We start from the raw sequence: 16764 nt of genomic DNA, 5'->3' as shown, positions 1-16764 counted from the left end.
GATGCCGAAATACGGAATGCCAGGGGTCGCGGCCGATCGGGCCCGCGCGATGACGGTCGGTGCGGTGATCGTCGCCGTGATCGTTGCGGTGCTGCTCGGCACCGTCTGCTATCGGGCGCTGCGCTCCGAGGACGGGCTGCGCATCGCATTGCACACCGAGCAGATCGGTGACGGCGTGGTCGCGGGCACCCAGGTGCGGGTCGACGGTGTGCTGGTCGGCGAGGTCGCCGAGATCGCGCCGGATGAACTCGGCACCCAGCGCATCACACTGCAACTCGACGACTCCAGGCTGTCCGGGCTCGACGACAGCTTGAAGGTCGACTACGCACCGGCCAACTTGTTCGGTGTCAGTGAACTCGAACTGCTGCCGGGCGAGGGCGGTTCGCCGCTGCGCGCCGATATGGTGATCGATCTGACCGGCGACCGCGCCGCCGACGTCTACGACGCCACCATGGGCAGTCTGCTGCGCGGTATGTCGCAGGTGGGCGCGACGGTGTTCACCCCGCAGATGGCGACCGTCATCGCGCAGGCCGCCGCCGATGTGAAGGCGTTCACGCCATTGGCGGAGGCGTTGATCGCGGCCGCGCGCACCGTCGCCGACAACCAGTCGATGCCGTCTTCGGAGCTGGTCGGCCGTCTCGGCGGCGCCTTCGACGGCGGCGGCAAGTTCGCCGGTGCCACCATCGAGGTGATCGACCAGCTCATCGAGATCGATGTGCTGCGCACCGACCGCGAACAACTCGATGCCGGGGTGGGCGCCTTGACCGGGCAGATCCTGCCCGCCCTCGCCACCACGCTGACCGAGGCCGGGCAGCTGTCCGGTTACACCGATATGCTCGCGCCGCTGCTCACGGTGCTGGCGCGGACGGTGCCGCGCCCGCAGCAGTCGGCCGCCGAACTGCGCGACCTGCTGACCCGGCTCGGCGCCGCCATGAAGGACACCCCGGACGGCCCGGTGCTCGATCTCGAACTCGAACTGCGCGGCGTCCCCGGTATCGCGGTGCCGCTGCTCGGGCTGCCCGCACAGGGAGGTGCGCGATGACGGTACGCGGCGCGGCCTGGCGGCTGGTCCTGTTCGCCGCGGTGATGGTGGCGATCCTGCTGGTGGTGATCACGGCGATCAAACGGCCGGTCGGCGGTGACACCGAGGCACATCGCGCGCTGTTCACCGACGCCAACGGCCTCAAGGTCGGCGATGACGTGCGCATGTACGGCGTGCAGGTCGGCAAGGTCGAGGGCATCGAACTCGACGGCTACCGGGCCGAGGTGCAACTGACGGTCACCACCTCCACCCCGATCTACGACAACAGCGTGCTGGCCATCCGCTATCAGAACCTCACCGGCCAGCGCTATATCGACTTGCAGCAGCAGCCGAACCCCGGCGCCCGCCTGCCCGACGGCTCATCCATCGGCACCGATATGACCCTGCCGTCCTTCGATGTGACCAGCCTGTTCAACGGTTTGAAGCCGGTGCTCGCCACCATGTCGCCGGAGGCGATCAACCAGTTCACCGAGAGCATGCTCGCGGTGATCGAGGGCGACGGCGCCGGTCTCGGTCCGGCATTGGACGCCATCGGCAAACTCGCCGAGCATGTCGGCAACCGGCAGGAAGTGATCGCCACCCTGGTCGGCAACATGTCGGATCTGGCCGATCGGGTCGGCGGCCGGGTACATCATCTGGTGCCGCTGCTGGCGCGGCTGTCCGACATCTTCGAGGCGCTGCGCACCAATGTCGGCGGTTTGGCCGAATTCGCGATGACCGCGCCCTCAGTGCTCGCGCCCATCGACCGGCTGCTCGACGCGCTCGGACTGGCCACCGACGGCAGCACCGATGTGGACGCGATGATCCGCGGACTGTTCCCCGACCCGCAGCAGGCGGTCGAGGTGTTCGGCAAGCTGCCCGGACTGCTCACCGCGCTCGACAATTCGCTGCCACGCACCATCGCGGGCTGGCAGCCCGAATGCAGCAAGGGACAAGCCGAACTGCCCGCGCCGGTGCAGGTGCTCATCGGCGGACAGAAGGTCGCGATATGCAACGCGTGAAACTGCCCGGCCTCGCCCGGATCCGCCGCGTGTTCAGCGGTGACGTCCCGATCATGGACGAGTCGACCCGGCTGCGTAAAGAGCTGCGCCTCGGCATCATCGGTGCCGTCGCACTGGTGATCGCCGCCGTTGCCGCCACGGTGGTGTACGTGGTGCCGTTCGGTAAGACCACCTATACCGCCGAACTCACCGAGGCCCAGTCGGTGAAGGCGGGCGATGATGTGCGGCTGGCCGGTATCTCGGTGGGCACGGTGGAATCGCTGGAGTTGAAACCGGATCGGGTCGTCATGCGGTTCACCGTCGATTCGGAGGTGTTCGTCGGCGATCAGACCTCGCTCGATATCCGCATGCTCACCATCGTCGGCGGCCACTACGTCGCGCTGTTCCCGGCGGGGGACGCGCCGCTGGGGGACAAGGCGATCCCGGCCGAACGGGTTCGCCTGCCCTACAGCCTGATCGAGACCTTCCAGGACGCCACCACACCATTGCAGGCGACCGACGGTGACACCTTGCGCCGCAATCTGGCCTCGATCCAGACCTCGATCGATGGCGCCCCCGACACCCTGCGCACCACCTTGGACACGCTGGGTCAGTACCTCGACGCCATCGAACGTCAGCGCACCCAGGTGTCCAACGCGATCGCCGTTGCCGATGAGTACGTCACCATGTACGACGGCGCCAAATCCGATCTCGGCCGGTTGATGGACAACGTCAACCTGATGGAAACCCTGCTGCTGGACAAGCGCGCCGAGCTGAAGGAGGCGGTCGGGCTGCTGTCGTCGGTGGTGCAGCGGGTGGCCACTCTCGCCCCCGCGTGGGACGACACGCTGAAGCCGAAGGCGCAGCAACTCGCCGACGCGCTGCCGCGGCTCCAGGAATTCGGCACCCAACTCGAACCGCTCATCACCGCCGTCCACGGTCTCGGGGAACGGCTCGGCGGACTGGTGATCCCGGACGGCCCGGTGACGATCGACCGTTCGAGCGAAACCGTCACCGCGCCACCCGGTCTGGATCCGGGAGCCGCGCTCGGCCCGGTGTGTGTCCCGGTGCCGGGGAAGGCGTGCTGATGCTGAAACGGATTCTCGGCTCACAGGCGTTCATGTCGATCGCGGGCGCCCTGGTCATCGCGGTGGTCGCGGTGGCGGGGTACGTGCTCGCCTTCGATCCGATCAAGGAAACCCGGTCCTACTGCGCGATCATGCCCGACAGCGTCGGGCTGTACGAGGGCAATCAGGTGTCGATGCGCGGTATCACCGTCGGCACGGTGACCGGCATCCGGCCCGAAGGTGCCGCTGTGCGGGTGGATTTCGACGTCGACGCGCAGTACCCGGTCTACGCCGACGCCTCCGCCACCACCCTGTCCGACAGTGTTGTCGCCGACCGCGAACTCGCGGTGTTGGCCAGCGGCAAGACCGCCGACCGGTGGGATGCCGGGCAGTGCATCACCAAAACCCTGACACCCAAGAGCCTCACCGAGACCATCACCGCGCTGGCGGCGCTGTCGGACCAGATCGGTGGCACACCGCAGACCCAGCCCGATGCGCTGGCCGGTGGTCTCGCGGCCCTGGACTCCGCGACCGCAGGCACGGGTGCCCAGATCAACGACCTGGTGATGAAACTCGGCTCGACGCTGAAATCCCCGGACGCCGATATCGGACATCTCGCGGGCATCTTCGACGCGTTCTCCTCGGTGTCGCAGAAGGTCAGTACGCACTGGGGCGATCTGAAGTCCATGCTCACCCGGCTGGCGCCGGTGCTCAACCAGGCGAGCGACGATCTGCTGGTACCGGGTGCCGCCCTGTTCGACGGGCTGCGCGAGATGCTGCCCATGCTCAACGATCTGACCACCATCCTGGCCGACCCGCTGATGGGCACCCTCGACGGACTGGTTCCGCTGGTGAAGATGTTGCGCGCCAACGTCGGTTCGCTACGCGACATCGTGCTCATGGCGCCCGCGCTCAGCTCGGCGTTCCGTTCGGTGACCGATCCGGCGACCGGCGCGCCGGGACTGGTCTACGCCCCGCCACGGGTGGCGATCGCCCACCGCGACGCCGAACAGGTCTGCGCCGCCATCAATGCCGTGGCGCCCGGCCGCTGCGCCGGAGCCGACAACGGCATGGTCGATGTCCAACTCGTTCAGCTGGTGCTGGGATTGGCAGGTGCGCGATGACCGCGACGCTCGGCAAACGGGTGCGGATCGCCGCGACCGCACTGGTGTCGGCGGCCGCGCTGACCGTCGGCGGCTGTGCGTTCGATCCGGCGCAGGTCCCGGTGCCGGGCACCACGGTGTCCGGATCGACCTATCCGGTGCGCATCGAGTTCGCGAACGTGCTGAATCTGCCCGCGCGCGCCAAGGTCATCGCCAACGGTGCGCAGGTCGGGACGGTGGATTCGGTGCGGGTGGTGCCAGCGGACGAGGCGCCGCAGGGCCGCGGCGGGTACGTGGTGGTGGATATCGAGGTCTCCGATGACGTCCGCCTGCCCGCCACCACCATCGCCGAACTGCGGCAGAACACCGTGCTCGGCGATATCCACATCGCGCTGACCACTCCGCCCGACGGATTCGATTCGCTGCTGCCGCGCGGTGGCACCATCACCCTCGAGCACACCAAACCACCGGTGCAGCTCGAGGACACGATGGCCGCCATGGCGGTGTTCGTACAGGGCGGCGCGGTCGGGCAGTTGCAGGACATCATCAACCGGTTCAATTCGGTGCTGCCGCAGGACCCGAAGGAAACCCAGCGCATCACCCAGGTGATGGCGGGCGATGCCGTCGATCTGGCCGCCAACCTCGATGAGGTGGACCGGCTGTTGTACGGCTTGGAAACGAATTCGAGTGTGCTGCACGAGATCCAGCCCGAGCTGGACAATATTCTGCGCCCGGAGTCGGTGCACCGGATGGATCTCGCCACCACGTCCATCTCCGGCGTCACCGATATCTTCGGCGCGCTGGGGCCGGTGGGCCAGTCGATGACCTGGTTGACGCCACTGGTGCAGGCCGGTGACGCGGCCGCGCTGGCGTTCGCGCCGCTGGCCACGGGCGCACCGCTGAACACGGCGTCGCCGTCGAATCTCGCCCTGCTCACCGCGCTGCTGCGGGACAAGATCATTCCGTTCGCGGAGCGCGGCGCGAAGGTGAATGTCTCGGGTGTCAGCGTGGCGCCCGAGGGCGGCGCACCGGTCTCCGCCGACGACGAGATCGATCGGATCTTGCAGACCCTGCGCATGATCGGAGCCATCCGATGAAGATCGGCCCGCTGGCATCTCTGGGCGGTATCGCCGCCATCACCGTGCTCGGTGCGAGCTATCTGACCTTCGGTGTGGTGCAGGTCGATCCGTTCGCCGACTACACCGAGGCGTCGATGGTGCTGACGAATTCCGGTGGGCTCGGTGTCGGTTCGCCGATCCTACTGACCGGAATCGAGGTCGGCCGGGTGACCTCGGTGGACCGCACCGCCTCCGGCGTGGAGGTCGGGCTGCGGGTGAACAGCGACCACAAGGTGCCCACCGACAGCATCGTCACCATCGAACATCTGTCCGCGCTGGGCGAGCCGTATGTGCAGTTCCGGCCGAAAACCGGTGCGGGACCGTACCTGGCGGACGGGCAGCGGCTGCAATCGCAGGACGTGCGCACACCGCTGTCGATCCCCGAGGCGGCCCGGATGGTCACCAATACGATGAACCAGCTCGATCCCGCGGTGGTCGGATCGCTGGCCGAGACCATGAGCGTCGCGCTGCACGGCACCGACGCGGTGATGCCGGAACTCACCCGCGCCGCCGATCTGCTGGCCTCCACCATCGTGTCGCGGGAACCGCAGATCGCCCAGCTGCTCAATGATTTCGAGACCGTCTCCCAGGACATCGACTGGGCCGGACCGGCCACCGCGGCCGCCGCGCCCGCCTTCACCCAGTTCGCCCAACGGCTCGACGAACTGGTCGAATCGGTGGGCCGATTGATCCAGACCGGCAATGCCCCCGAGATGTATCTCGAGGACAACGGCCTGGTCCCATTCCTCCAGCGCCTCACCGAATGGGTCGATCAGGTCGGCCCGGAACTGACCGCCCTGCTCCCCGGCCTGCAACCACTGGCCGACGCCCTCACCCCCGCGGGCCCACCTCTCGATATCTCCGCCCTCATCTCCCAAGCCCTCCAATCCACCACCGACGACGCCGTCCAACTCCGCGTCACCGTGAAATAGCGCCACGAGTGGCACCTGGCTGCGGGGGCTACTCGCGAAACGCCGCAGCCAGGTACCGCTCGTCGGATCAGTGCGGGTGCTGGGCGGCGTAGCGGGCGCGTTCGCGTTCGCGGCGGTCGGCGCGGGCGGGGTTTTCCAGGTCTTGCGGGAAGCCGTGCTTCGCCAGGCGGTGGGCGCGGTTCATCGGCATGAAGGCGACGGTGTAGAAGAGCGCCAGTAGCAGGGCGAGCAGCACCATCGAGCCGCGTAGCCACAGCTCGCCGGGGAAGAGCAGGAATACCGCGAACAGGGGTGTGAAGGGGACCAGGCCGCGCACCACGTGGCGAGGGAAAGCGTATGTGCCGGTGAGGTCGTTGCGGACCCAGTCGCGCTGGGAATCGGGCAGGCGCCGTCCGCAGGCGTAGCCGAGCCACTGGATCGGATTCGGGCGACGGCGTTCGCGGCTCATGGGCGCGCTCCTTCGATGTGGTCGGCTTCGGTGTGCGGCGATTCCGCGAGCACGGATCGGCGGGCGGCCTCGTTCACGCGGGTCAGCACGGTATGCAGTTCTTCGAGATCGGCCAGGCTCACACCGAGCCGCGCCACCACGGCCGGTGGGATGGCCTCGGCCCGCGTGCGCAGGGCGCGGCCCTGTTCGGTCAGATCGATCACCAGGTTGCGTTCATCGCGCGGATCGCGTTCGCGGGTGATCAGCCCGGCGCTGTGCAGGCGCTTGAGCAGCGGCGAGAGGGTGGGGGAGTCGAGCTGGATGGCTTCGGCGATCTCCTTGACCGACATCGGCGCCGAACCCCACAGCGCGAGCATCACCAGATACTGCGGATGGGTCAGGCCCATCGGCTCCAGTAGCGGCCGGTAGACCGCGAGCACCGCGCGGTTGGCCACCGCGAGCGCGAAACACACCTGGCGGTCCAGGCGCAGTGGATCGTCGATCGCCGTGCCGTCTTCCTTCATGCCCGCTACGTTAGCGCATTAACAGTTAGTGCATGAAGTAATTGTGATCGGCGTCCTGTTAGCTCCCCGGTCGGCCGGGTGGTCTGATAGATGGATGGGTACGGCAGGTACGAAGGGTGTTCCGCGCGCGGAGCGGGAGCGGCAGATCCTGGATGCCGCGACCGAGGAGTTCGGCCGGTTCGGTTATGCGGGCACATCGCTGGCTGCCGTGGCCGCAAGGGCCGGTATCTCCAAGCCGATGGTGCTCGCGTACTTCTCATCCAAGGACGGGCTCTTCTCGGCCTGCGTGCGGCGCGCGGGCGACAATCTTTCCGCCCATATCGAGAACGCGATGACCGAGGGGCTCTCCGGTCTGCGCCTGCCCGCGATGGTGCTCACCGCCGTCTTCGCCGCCCTCGAACCCCGGCCCAACGATTGGAACGTCCTCTGGGATCGCAGCCTGCCCGATGAGGGGAATGCGCCCGCCGAGGCCGCGCGGGTGCGCACCCGGCTGATCGAGCAGGCGTCGCGGGGTGTCGCGGTGGTCGGCGAGGCGGGCGGTCGCGCTGTCGACCCCGACGACCTCGCGGTGCTGACCGAGGTGTGGACCGGGATGGTGAGTTCGGTGGTGCGCTGGTGGCTGCGTCATCCCGAGCATTCGGCGGCCGAGATGGCCGCGCGGTCGCTGCGCATCATCGATCTGGTGGCCGAGGCCGGTGTGCGGGATCGGCGCGCGTGGTCTTGACCCGTTTATGACCGATCGGTAAATTAACGGTTCGTCGCGCAACGTGGCGCGATCCGCAGGCCCGTGATCGGGTGTGCCGGAGCTGGTCGAGAGGTATTCCTATGTCGGCAACCAGTATCAGCGACCGAAACGAGCAGCGCAGTCTTCCACTGCGGATGGCGGCCAAGGCCCTGCTGCGCGGGCTCGCACCGCGAGTGGATCGGCGCGTCATCGAATCCAGCAGACCATTCGATCGTCCGGATATGCTGCGCCCACATCAGGATTCGTCGCTGTGGGCCTGGACGCACTACGGGATCTTCATCCCGCGCCTACCCGGCAGGCACCGCTACCTGAACACGATGACGCTGATCGGCGCCACCGGCTCGGTGTGCTTCGACAACGACTATCTCGCGGTCGCCGATGCCCGGCACACCAGCACGGTGTTCTCCTCCACCGCGCATGCCGGCCACCGTCATTACCGCGCCTACGACACCCGCACCGAGTGCGAGTTCGCCGCCGACGGTTCGGTACTGCGCTGGGGCGAGGACCTCGAAATCACCGGGACCTACCCGCATTTCACCCTGACGGGGCGTTATCGCGGCTTCCGCGTCGATGCCGAGATCACCGCCACGGCCCAGGCTTCCTGGTTCATCCGCACCCCGGTCTACGACCACGTCAGCCTGCTGGCGACCTGCCGCGGCACCCTCACCGACGCCGAGGGCAGCGTCGATATCGACACGCTGTGCACGGTCGAGTACGCGCGCTGCGTCTCACCCCAGGCGTTGACCGCCCGCCCGGTGCCCGAGCGACTGAAACTGCCGGTCGATTTCTTCACCTACCAGATCATCAACCTCGACCACCGAACCCAGTTGCTGCTCACCGACGTCCGGGCAGCGGGCACCACCGCCTGCCGTATGGCCCATCTGCGTTCCCTCGACGGCGACGCCCGCGCCTTCACCGATGTCCGCATGGAGGTCCTGTCCGACCGGACCGCCGTCGACGAACTCGGCCGCGTGATGCGTGTTCCCCGTGAACTGCGCTGGTCGGTGCGCGACGACAGCCGTGAGGTCTTCGCCATGCACGCCACCGTCGATTCGCCCCTGCGCTACGGGCACGGCCGCGGGTACGCGGGCGCGTTCACCTATGCGGGTAGCTGGCGCGGGCGAGCGGTCGACGGCAGCGGGTACCTGGAATGGGTGGACTGCGAGGGTCGTTGAGGGTCGCTCATGCGCGTCGTGCGCGGTGCCGAGTCGGGCGGATCCGAGCGGTACCCGCGCCACGGATCCTGCTGGCCCGGCGGCGGTCTGATCAGTCCTCAGCTGCTCACCCGGCGACCGATGGTGGGTCGATCTCGCCGTCTCGCGCGAGCGAGCAGCCAGAGGCCGGTGCCCGCCGCGCCGAGAGCGACGAGCAGTAGCGCGCATCCCTCGATCAGCAGGGCCGCCCACCGCGGCACCCACAGATCGAGTATTTCGACGCCCGCGGCGAGGAGCAGATAGCCGCCGCAGGCCAGCATGATCGCGGCGGCGCCGAGGGCGGCGGCACCCAGTAGCGCGATATGAAGACGGTCGAGTAGGTCCGCGCGTAACGCGACGGCCTTGCGTCGCAGCCACTTCCACACGGTGATCAGTGTCCGGTATCCGCTGGTCAGCATGCTGGCGTACTGCGGCGCGTCGGTATCGGGTTTCGGCTCGGTGACGGTCTCGGTCATGCGGTCCCTTCTCTCACCTGATCACAGCTTGTGCGACGGTCGCCCGGAGCGCACCGCCGCGCCGCGCCAGGTCTGCCCGGAGCCGCATTCGGCCGGTTCGGTGGCCGTGATTCGATTCGCTGCGCGGCGAGACCTCATGCCGACACCCGCGTCGACAACCGGCCGAGCGCGAACCGCGCGAACGGGCGCACGAACGGCGCGGCCCAGCTCAGGGGTAGGAACGCGAAGATGGCCGGGCGTCCGCCGACGGTCCACGACACCTCGGTGCCCGCACCGTCGACCGATCGCAGCCGGAAGTCCTGCTGGTAGGTCAGCACCGCGAGTGGTACGGAAGTGCGCACACCGACCACGGTCAGTCGGCGCCCCGGTTCGGCGTGGGTGACCTGTTCGAGCGAGGCGAACAGCAATGCGTCGAGGGTGCGTACGGCTCCGACGCCACGGTCGGTGCTCTGGTAGCGGATGCCGTTGATCAGCGGAAACCAGGAGAACGCGCCGTCGCAGAGAGCGTTGTAGACCCGCTCGGGTGCGGCATCGAAGCGGCGGGTGAGCGTCATCTCGAACGATGGGCTGCGTGACCGGAGGGTGCGGATCAGCGACTCCGGTTCCGGTTCGGCGTCGACGGACAACAGCTTCCGGGCACGCGCGCGCAGCACGACGAGGGCGATGAGTCCGGCGAGCGCGCCGAGCACGACGAGAACCGCCGCGATGATGACGAGTTGTTTCATGAGTCTTCCTCTGGAGTGGTGGTCATTGCGGCAACATCGGTGAGACGACGTCGTTCACCAGCCAGGCGCCGTCCACCCGCTGCATGGACAAGGTGACCGACAGCTGCCCTTCGCGCGGTTGTCCGTTGGTGCCGACGCTGCTGATCGACTGCCCGATGACGACCACCGCGCGGGCACTGTTCTCATCACCGGATTCGATGGCGCACTGCACTTGCCCCGGCTTGGACACCACCTGCCCCTGCACCAGCACCTCGCGCAGATCCTTGCTGGTGGCGTCGAACTCCTGCTTCCAGTCCCCGGTGGCGCCGTCGAGCACCGCGGCGAAATAGGTGTCCAGGTTCGTGGCGTTGTAGTCGGCCAGCACCGGGGCGTAGGCACACGCGGCCTGGCGCGCGGCCTCCTTGGCGTCCTCACGTGACCGGACCTGCTCGGCGCGAAAGGCTAAGTAGCCGGTGGCGGCGAGGGCGGCGGCGAGCGCGGTGCACATGGCGGCCATGGTGATCCGCCGGTGTCCACGCTGTTGTGGCTCCGGGGATTCGAGAACGCGGCCGTCCTCGCTGTCGTCGACAGGCTCTGTCGGATCGGGATCGGTGGTGCTCATGGAACTCCTGTCATCGGCGGATCGGTCGAACCGGCATCATTTGGCGGGTAACGGCACCGAGAGTTCGTCTCCGGTGACGCCGGGTGGGGGACCGGAGCCGTTGTCCGGCACATTGGGCCGCGGAGCGTTGGCGGAGCCGCGGATCTGGATCTCGGGGCGGGTCGTGACGCAGTAGTTGTGGAGGCGGACACGGCCGTCGGAGACCTCGGCGGGGGAGACGGGGACGGTGTCGTACTCACAGGTCGGCCGGGGCCAGATATCGGTGAGGGTGTGGAAGGCGTTGTCGTGCGCCGGAATACCCATGGCGGCCGAGCCGAGCCGGATCGCGGGGAACAGCGCCCGCATGGCCGGGGTGCGCAGCCGGGCGGCGCGGGTGATGGCGACGATATTGGTGACCAGGTCGGTGATCGGGTCGGTGGTCTCGGCGATGACGCCGCCGAGGGTGGCGAGTTCACCCGGACCGAGGTCGAGCAGCCTGCGCACTTCCTGATCGGCGGCGGTCAGCTGATCGAACAGCACACCGGAGCCGCGCACGAGCGTGCTCAGATCGGGTTGGGCGTGGGCGGTGGTCTCCGCGATGATGCTCAGATTCCGGATGAGCTGGGTGGTCTGCGGCAGCATTCCGGTGAGCCCGGCCATGGCGTGGCTGATACCGGCGATGACGGTGCGCAACCGGCCGGGTCCGTCGGTGAGGGCTTTGTCCAGCTCGTCCACGATGACGGTGAGTCGCTGCGGATTCAGGCCGCCGATGAGTTCGCCGGTATTGGACAGGAACGATTCGATCGTCACCGGCGTCGATACCCGCGTCGCGTCGATGACCGAACCATCGGCGAGATAGGGGCCTTCGCCCGTGCTCGGACGCAGATCGAGGTACTGCTCGCCCGCCGCGGAGAGCCGCTGTACCGCGGCGGCGGTATCCAGCGAGATCCTGGTGCCCGCATCGATGTCGGCGACCGCGGTGACACCGGCCTCCGACAGCCGCACCGAACGCACCGTGCCGACCCGCACACCGCGCAGGGTGACATCGTTGTTCGGCAGCAGCCCACCCGACCCGGGCATCGACACCGTCACCCGGTACGTCTCGCGCAACGGGTTGAACCGCACGATATCGACCGCGATATATCCGGAACCGGCCACCAGCATCGCGATCATGCCGATCGTCGCCACGACCGTCACCCGATCCGACAGCCGGGTGGCGACCCGCACCACGATGTTCGCACCGCGATCGAGGAGCCGATCGGCCAGTCGCAGCGCGGCGTCGAACAGTCGCAGCAGGGGATAGATGATGCGTTGTCTCATCGGTGACCGCCCTGCAAACGTTCCTGCACCCTGGCCAGGACCTGGGCGAGGCTGCCGGCGAACGCGGCCGGATCACTGCCGTCGGGCAATCTGCTGCCGGTCGGATCGGTGAGCGCGCCGAGGCTCAGATACGAGATCCGCGCGCCCACCGCGAGACCGGTGCCCTCGGTGGTGGCCTGTAGCGACGGATAGAGGTTGTGCAACCCGTCGAGGGTGCCCGCGAGGTTGTCGCCCATCCGGGTGAAGCCGCCCATCAGCTGCTGCACACTGTCGAACAAGCTGCGGAACCGATCACCGGTGGTGGTGGTGAAGTCACCGAGCGCGGCCATGGTGACCGACACCTTCGCGGTGAGATCGACGATCGCCTGATTGTTCTCGGCGATCACACCGATCAGCGGCGGGAATTGTGCGGCGGCGGCGCCCAGTTCGGCCTTGCGCGCATTCAGGGTGGTGGTGAGTCCGGTCAGCCCGTGCAGCACGCTGTCGATCTGCCCGGTGCGCTGGTTCAACGCGTCAAGCGTCGCGGTCAATTCGGTGAGCAGATGCGCCAGCTGCGGGCCGCGGCCACCGATCATCGAATTCATCTCGCTGGTGATCCGAGCGACCTGGTTGAGCGCACCACCGTCGAGCAGCATCGACATCGACATCATCAGTTGCTCCACCGAGGCGCCCGCCGCGGTGTGCTCGCGGTCGATGGTGGCGCCATCGGCGAGCGGTACGGCCTCGGGGCTCCGTTCGGGCACCGTGAGAGCGATGAAGACATCGCCGAGCGGCGTGGCCTGGCGCAGTTCGGCGCGGGTGCCTTCCGGCAGCTGGATGCTGCTGCTGATCGCCAGTTCCACCTCGGCGTGGAAATCGACGGTGTCGATCTCGGTGACCACGCCGACATCGGTGCCGCCGATCTTGACCCGTGCGCGTTCGGGCAGGTTGAGGGCGTCGTCGAACACCGCGTGCAGGGTGTAGGTCGGGCCGTCCACACCGGGCTGTGGAAGCGGGAGGTTGTCGATGGTGACGGTGCAGCCGCCGAGGGCCAGTACCGCCAGGGCCACGGCGGTCATGCGGTGGAGGCGCCCGTCCATGCGGTCGGCTCCGCGGTTCGGGGGCGCGCTCGTGTCGTCGCCGTGGCTGTCGTGCGGCCGGGCCGAGCGCTCGGCCAGCGGGCGGGTCGTATCACGGTGATGGAACCAGCGCTGTCGACTCGGGCGGTTCATGACGTCAGACCCAACAGCGCGGCGGTCAGACCGAAGTCGGGCCCGAAATCCTCCAGCCGTCCGGTGCGGCAGCCATCCGAACGCAGCTGCACCCGTTCGCAGAACAACGACAGGGTTTCGTTGTCCAGCAGCGATTTATCGGTCAGCAGATGCAGTCGCAGCGCCCGATGCTCCTGGCTCATCGCGGCGGCGAAGTTCTCGAAGAACAGCGGCCCCACATCGACGATCTCGGTCAGCCCACGGGCATGGGCGCGCATCTGCGCGGTGATGGTGGTGAGCCGATTCAGCGCCGAGGTCAGCGGTTCGCGGTTCTCGGCGACCACGGCGCTGGTATTGGTGACGAAATCGTTGAGCTGGGTCACCACGGCGTGCAGGCCGGGCGCCTGATCGCTCATCAAGGTCATCAGCTCGGTGAGCCGCGCGCTGAAATCGCGGACGGTCCGATCGTTCTCGGCGACCACCTGGGTGATCTCGTTGAGTTTCACGATGGTGCCGGAGATCTGGTCCTTGTTGGCCAATGTCACCTCGAATGCCGAGGACAGGGCGTCGAGTGTGGCGCGGATCTTGTCGCCGTTGCCGTCGAGCAGCGGAAACAGCACCCGGCTCGCCATCGGCCCCTCGGTGGAGCTGCCTTTCAAGGCGTCACCGAGCTGTTCGAAACTGCGCAGGATGCGGTCCAACTCGACCGGAGTTCTGGTGCGCCCCAAGGGGATATGCGCGCCGTCGGACAAGACGGGCCCGTCGGCGGTGGTGGCCGGGGTGAGTTCGATATGACGGTTGGTGATCAACTGCGGTGACACCAGCGCCGCCGTGGTGTCGGCGGGCAACTCGACATCGTCGATGCTCATACGCACCTCGACGAAGGCGCCCTTGGCTTCGATCGCGTCAACCCGCCCGATGGGCACGCCGAGCACCGACACCTCGTTGCCGACATAGAGCCCGGCGACATTCTCGAAATCGGCGCTGATGTGCAGCTGGGTGCCGAGCACGCGATCGGGAATCGAGGTCAGGCTGTGCGGAAGCGCCGAACAGCCCGCCGCGAAGGCCACGACCAGAGTGAGTACGGCGAAACGGATACGGTTGCTGGTGATCATCATCGGCACTCCTGCACCGCGTGCGCCAGGCACAGCCAGTTGTCGGGGAAGACCCACGGCAGATAGACCTCGCCGTAGGGGCCGTTGCCGAAGGCATTGTTGAACTGCCGCAAGGCCACCGGCATCACCTGATAGAGGGCGTCGAGATTGTCGCGGTTGTGCTGCAAGCCTTGCGACATCGTGTTCAGGTTCTGGATGAGCGGACCCAACTGGCCGTCGTTGGTCACGCCCATGTTCTGCAAGATCGCGGAGACGGCGGCGATATCGTCGAGCAGGCCGCGGATCAGTTCCTGACGCCGGACGACGGCGTCACCGATCGCCTGACCGTGCGTCAACAGCATCAGCACGCTGTTCTGATTGTCGGCGACCAGCTGCGAGACGGCATCCATGTTCTTCAGCAGGCTGTCCACCTCATCGCGGCGATCGCCGATCACCCCGGCCAGCACCCCGACGCTGTCGAGCGCCTGCGCGGTCAGCTCGGGGGAATCGCCCATCTGTTGGTGCACCGCCTCGAGCGCGGCTCGCAGCTTGTCCGGGTCGAGGCGTTCGATGTGCTCGAAGGAGTTCTCGTAGACCGGATCGTCGACGATCTTGGACAGGTTGTACGGAACGGTGGTGCGCTCGAGCGGGATCCGATCCTCGGGCAGGCCGCTGCCGGTCCCCGGATTCAGCTCGACGTGCATCTTGCCGAGGATCGTCGACATCTCGATCGCCGCACCCGCGTCGGCGCCGAGCGTGAGACCATCGCGGATCGCGAGTTCGACCACGATCCGGTCGCGACGCAATTGTATGTGCCCGACCGTCCCCACCTCGATGCCCGCGACATCCACACTGTCGCCGGCCCGCAGCCCGGCGGCCTGGGCGAACTCGGCGCGGACCGTCCGGTGACCGATCCCGGCCCGCGTCAACAGGCTCGAACCGATCAGCAGCGCCAGCACCACCGCACCGGCGGCCAGTCCGAGCCACCAGTGCCGGTTCTGCGAATAGCTGGGGATGGCCGCCCACATCTCGGGCAGGCTCGGCAGACCGAACCGCACGAGGATGCGGTTGATCAGCCGCAGACGTCCGAGGAACTGCTCCATCACCGGCACACCTCCGAATGCGCGTTGCCGCCGACCTGTGAAAAGACGCCCTGCGGGAACAACACGCCCCACAGCGACACATCGAGACCGCAGACATAGGAACTGATGTAGGTGCCGTTGCCGCTGATCCGGGCCAATCCGGCCAGCACATCGGGTAGTTCGACGGCCGCGCGATCGAGCCGGGCCCCGTTGGACAGCAGCAGATTCACCCCGGCCGTCGCGTCCAGTTGCGCCTGCGCCATTCCGGGCGCCACCTGGCCGATCAGCTCGGCGAGCTGCGCCGTGGAGTCCGCGACCTGGGTGACGGCGCCCTTCAAGGTCGCACCCTGCTCGTACAGCCCGGAAACCAGCGCACGCGATTGGGTGATGAGGGTTTCCAGTTCATTGCTGCGATTGGCCAGACCCGCGATGACGCCGCTGAGGTCGGTGATCACCGCGCCGAGGATCTCGTCGCGCTCCCGGAACGTGCTCGCCAATCCCGCCGCCCGGGTGATCAGCGCCGACAGCGACACCCCGTCGCCCTGGAGGGCCTGCACCATCGTCTCCGACAGCGAGTTCACCTCATCGGGCTGCAACATGCTGAACAGCGGTTCGAACCCGGCCAGCAGTGTGGAGACGTCGAAGGAGGATTCGGTGCGCGCCAAGGGAATCGACGCGCCGTCGGTCAGCCGGTCGCCAGCACCCGGCCCCGCGGCCAGTGCAACGTACCGCTGCCCGATCAGATTCTGGTACCTGATCAGCGCCTTGGTAGTGGTGTACAGCGGCCGGTGCGATTGCACCGAGAACTCCACGCGCGCCTTGCGCCGCTCATCGAGTTCGATGGTGTCGACACGGCCGACCCGCACCCCGGCGATCCGGACATCGTCACCGACCCGCAATCCGAGCACATCGGTGAAGGTGGCCGTGTAGGTATGTGTGTCACCGGAGACCGAACGTTGCAGTGTCGACCAGATCGTGTACGTGGCACCGAGCGCGAGAACGACGAAGACGGCGAGACCCGCCATCGCGCCACGCGACCTCATACCTCGGCCTCCGGCTCGGTGCGGCCACCGGTAATCCGATGACGTTCGGCGCGGGGCCACGGTCTCGTTCGGGGGTGGCCCGGATCCCTCATCGCAGCTGCTGGTTGCTGCGTGCGGTGGACC

The 16764-nt window shown here is 67.6% G+C and carries 18 protein-coding genes; 8 read left to right on the top strand and 10 right to left on the bottom strand.

Annotated elements, in window-relative coordinates; translation table 11 throughout:
- Window position 1: 1 nt before the first annotated feature.
- Genes QH168_RS17360 through QH168_RS17335 form a run of 6 tightly spaced genes read left to right on the top strand, consistent with a single transcriptional unit; the run spans window position 2 to window position 6242 of the window.
- A complete protein-coding gene (locus QH168_RS17360) occupies window positions 2-1042 on the top strand; it encodes an MlaD family protein (protein ID WP_280235698.1) in 1041 nt (346 codons plus the stop codon).
- Window positions 1039-2043 carry an MlaD family protein gene (locus tag QH168_RS17355; protein ID WP_280235697.1) on the top strand — a complete coding sequence of 335 codons (1005 nt, stop codon included), beginning with the start codon at window positions 1039-1041 and terminating at the stop codon, window positions 2041-2043. Before QH168_RS17360 ends, QH168_RS17355 begins: the two co-directional genes overlap by 4 nt.
- Window positions 2031-3110 (top strand): MlaD family protein, encoded by a 1080-nt coding sequence (locus QH168_RS17350; RefSeq protein WP_280235696.1) that lies wholly within the window; start codon window positions 2031-2033, stop codon window positions 3108-3110. The genes QH168_RS17355 and QH168_RS17350 overlap by 13 nt, the downstream gene beginning before the upstream one ends.
- The gene (locus tag QH168_RS17345) at window positions 3110-4213 is read left to right on the top strand and encodes an MlaD family protein (RefSeq protein WP_280235695.1); all 1104 of its coding nucleotides are present in this window, start codon (window positions 3110-3112) and stop codon (window positions 4211-4213) included. Before QH168_RS17350 ends, QH168_RS17345 begins: the two co-directional genes overlap by 1 nt.
- A complete protein-coding gene (locus QH168_RS17340; RefSeq protein ID WP_280235694.1) occupies window positions 4210-5289 on the top strand; it encodes an MlaD family protein in 1080 nt (359 codons plus the stop codon). Before QH168_RS17345 ends, QH168_RS17340 begins: the two co-directional genes overlap by 4 nt.
- Entirely contained in the window at window positions 5286-6242 is a 957-nt protein-coding gene (locus QH168_RS17335; protein ID WP_280235693.1) for an MlaD family protein, read from the top strand. Before QH168_RS17340 ends, QH168_RS17335 begins: the two co-directional genes overlap by 4 nt.
- 67 nt (window positions 6243-6309) lie before the next feature.
- Here the strand turns inward: QH168_RS17335 and QH168_RS17330 are convergent, their stop codons facing one another.
- Together QH168_RS17330 and QH168_RS17325 are read right to left on the bottom strand one after the other, a co-directional pair.
- Window positions 6310-6690, bottom strand: coding sequence for a DUF5313 family protein (locus tag QH168_RS17330; protein WP_280235692.1), 381 nt, complete (start codon window positions 6688-6690; stop codon window positions 6310-6312).
- Entirely contained in the window at window positions 6687-7193 is a 507-nt protein-coding gene (locus tag QH168_RS17325; RefSeq protein ID WP_280235691.1) for a MarR family winged helix-turn-helix transcriptional regulator, read from the bottom strand. Before QH168_RS17325 ends, QH168_RS17330 begins: the two co-directional genes overlap by 4 nt.
- A gap of 94 nt (window positions 7194-7287) precedes the next feature.
- Here QH168_RS17325 and QH168_RS17320 point away from each other — a divergent pair, with 94 nt between their 5' ends.
- Entirely contained in the window at window positions 7288-7917 is a 630-nt protein-coding gene (locus QH168_RS17320; RefSeq protein ID WP_280235690.1) for a TetR/AcrR family transcriptional regulator, read from the top strand.
- 101 nt (window positions 7918-8018) lie between these two features.
- Window positions 8019-9113: a DUF6670 family protein gene (locus QH168_RS17315; protein ID WP_280235689.1), complete on the top strand. Its 1095-nt coding sequence runs from the start codon at window positions 8019-8021 to the stop codon at window positions 9111-9113.
- A 98-nt stretch (window positions 9114-9211) separates the two neighbouring features.
- On the opposite strand, the gene QH168_RS17310 is transcribed toward QH168_RS17315, so the two are convergent.
- The 8 genes from QH168_RS17310 to QH168_RS17275 form a co-directional block, all read right to left on the bottom strand.
- The gene (locus QH168_RS17310) at window positions 9212-9607 is read right to left on the bottom strand and encodes a hypothetical protein (RefSeq protein ID WP_280235688.1); all 396 of its coding nucleotides are present in this window, start codon (window positions 9605-9607) and stop codon (window positions 9212-9214) included.
- A gap of 134 nt (window positions 9608-9741) precedes the next feature.
- Window positions 9742-10332, bottom strand: coding sequence for an SRPBCC family protein (locus QH168_RS17305; protein WP_280235687.1), 591 nt, complete (start codon window positions 10330-10332; stop codon window positions 9742-9744).
- A 22-nt stretch (window positions 10333-10354) separates the two neighbouring features.
- Window positions 10355-10933 carry a hypothetical protein gene (locus QH168_RS17300; RefSeq protein ID WP_280235685.1) on the bottom strand — a complete coding sequence of 193 codons (579 nt, stop codon included), beginning with the start codon at window positions 10931-10933 and terminating at the stop codon, window positions 10355-10357.
- Between the two features lie 36 nt (window positions 10934-10969).
- Window positions 10970-12232 (bottom strand): MlaD family protein, encoded by a 1263-nt coding sequence (locus QH168_RS17295; protein ID WP_280235684.1) that lies wholly within the window; start codon window positions 12230-12232, stop codon window positions 10970-10972.
- A complete protein-coding gene (locus QH168_RS17290) occupies window positions 12229-13311 on the bottom strand; it encodes an MCE family protein (RefSeq protein ID WP_280235683.1) in 1083 nt (360 codons plus the stop codon). The genes QH168_RS17295 and QH168_RS17290 overlap by 4 nt, the downstream gene beginning before the upstream one ends.
- Window positions 13312-13439: 128 nt before the next feature.
- A complete protein-coding gene (locus QH168_RS17285) occupies window positions 13440-14537 on the bottom strand; it encodes an MCE family protein (protein ID WP_432421123.1) in 1098 nt (365 codons plus the stop codon).
- Entirely contained in the window at window positions 14537-15619 is a 1083-nt protein-coding gene (locus QH168_RS17280; protein WP_280235784.1) for an MCE family protein, read from the bottom strand. The genes QH168_RS17285 and QH168_RS17280 overlap by 1 nt, the downstream gene beginning before the upstream one ends.
- Window positions 15619-16641: an MlaD family protein gene (locus QH168_RS17275; RefSeq protein ID WP_280235681.1), complete on the bottom strand. Its 1023-nt coding sequence runs from the start codon at window positions 16639-16641 to the stop codon at window positions 15619-15621. Before QH168_RS17275 ends, QH168_RS17280 begins: the two co-directional genes overlap by 1 nt.
- Window positions 16642-16764: the final 123 nt, after the last annotated feature.

It is taken from the genome of Nocardia cyriacigeorgica (genome assembly GCF_029868385.1).
Lineage (GTDB): Bacteria > Actinomycetota > Actinomycetes > Mycobacteriales > Mycobacteriaceae > Nocardia > Nocardia cyriacigeorgica_F.
The sequence above is the reverse complement of the archived record's forward strand: the minus strand, read 5'-3'. Positions and strand labels throughout refer to the sequence as shown.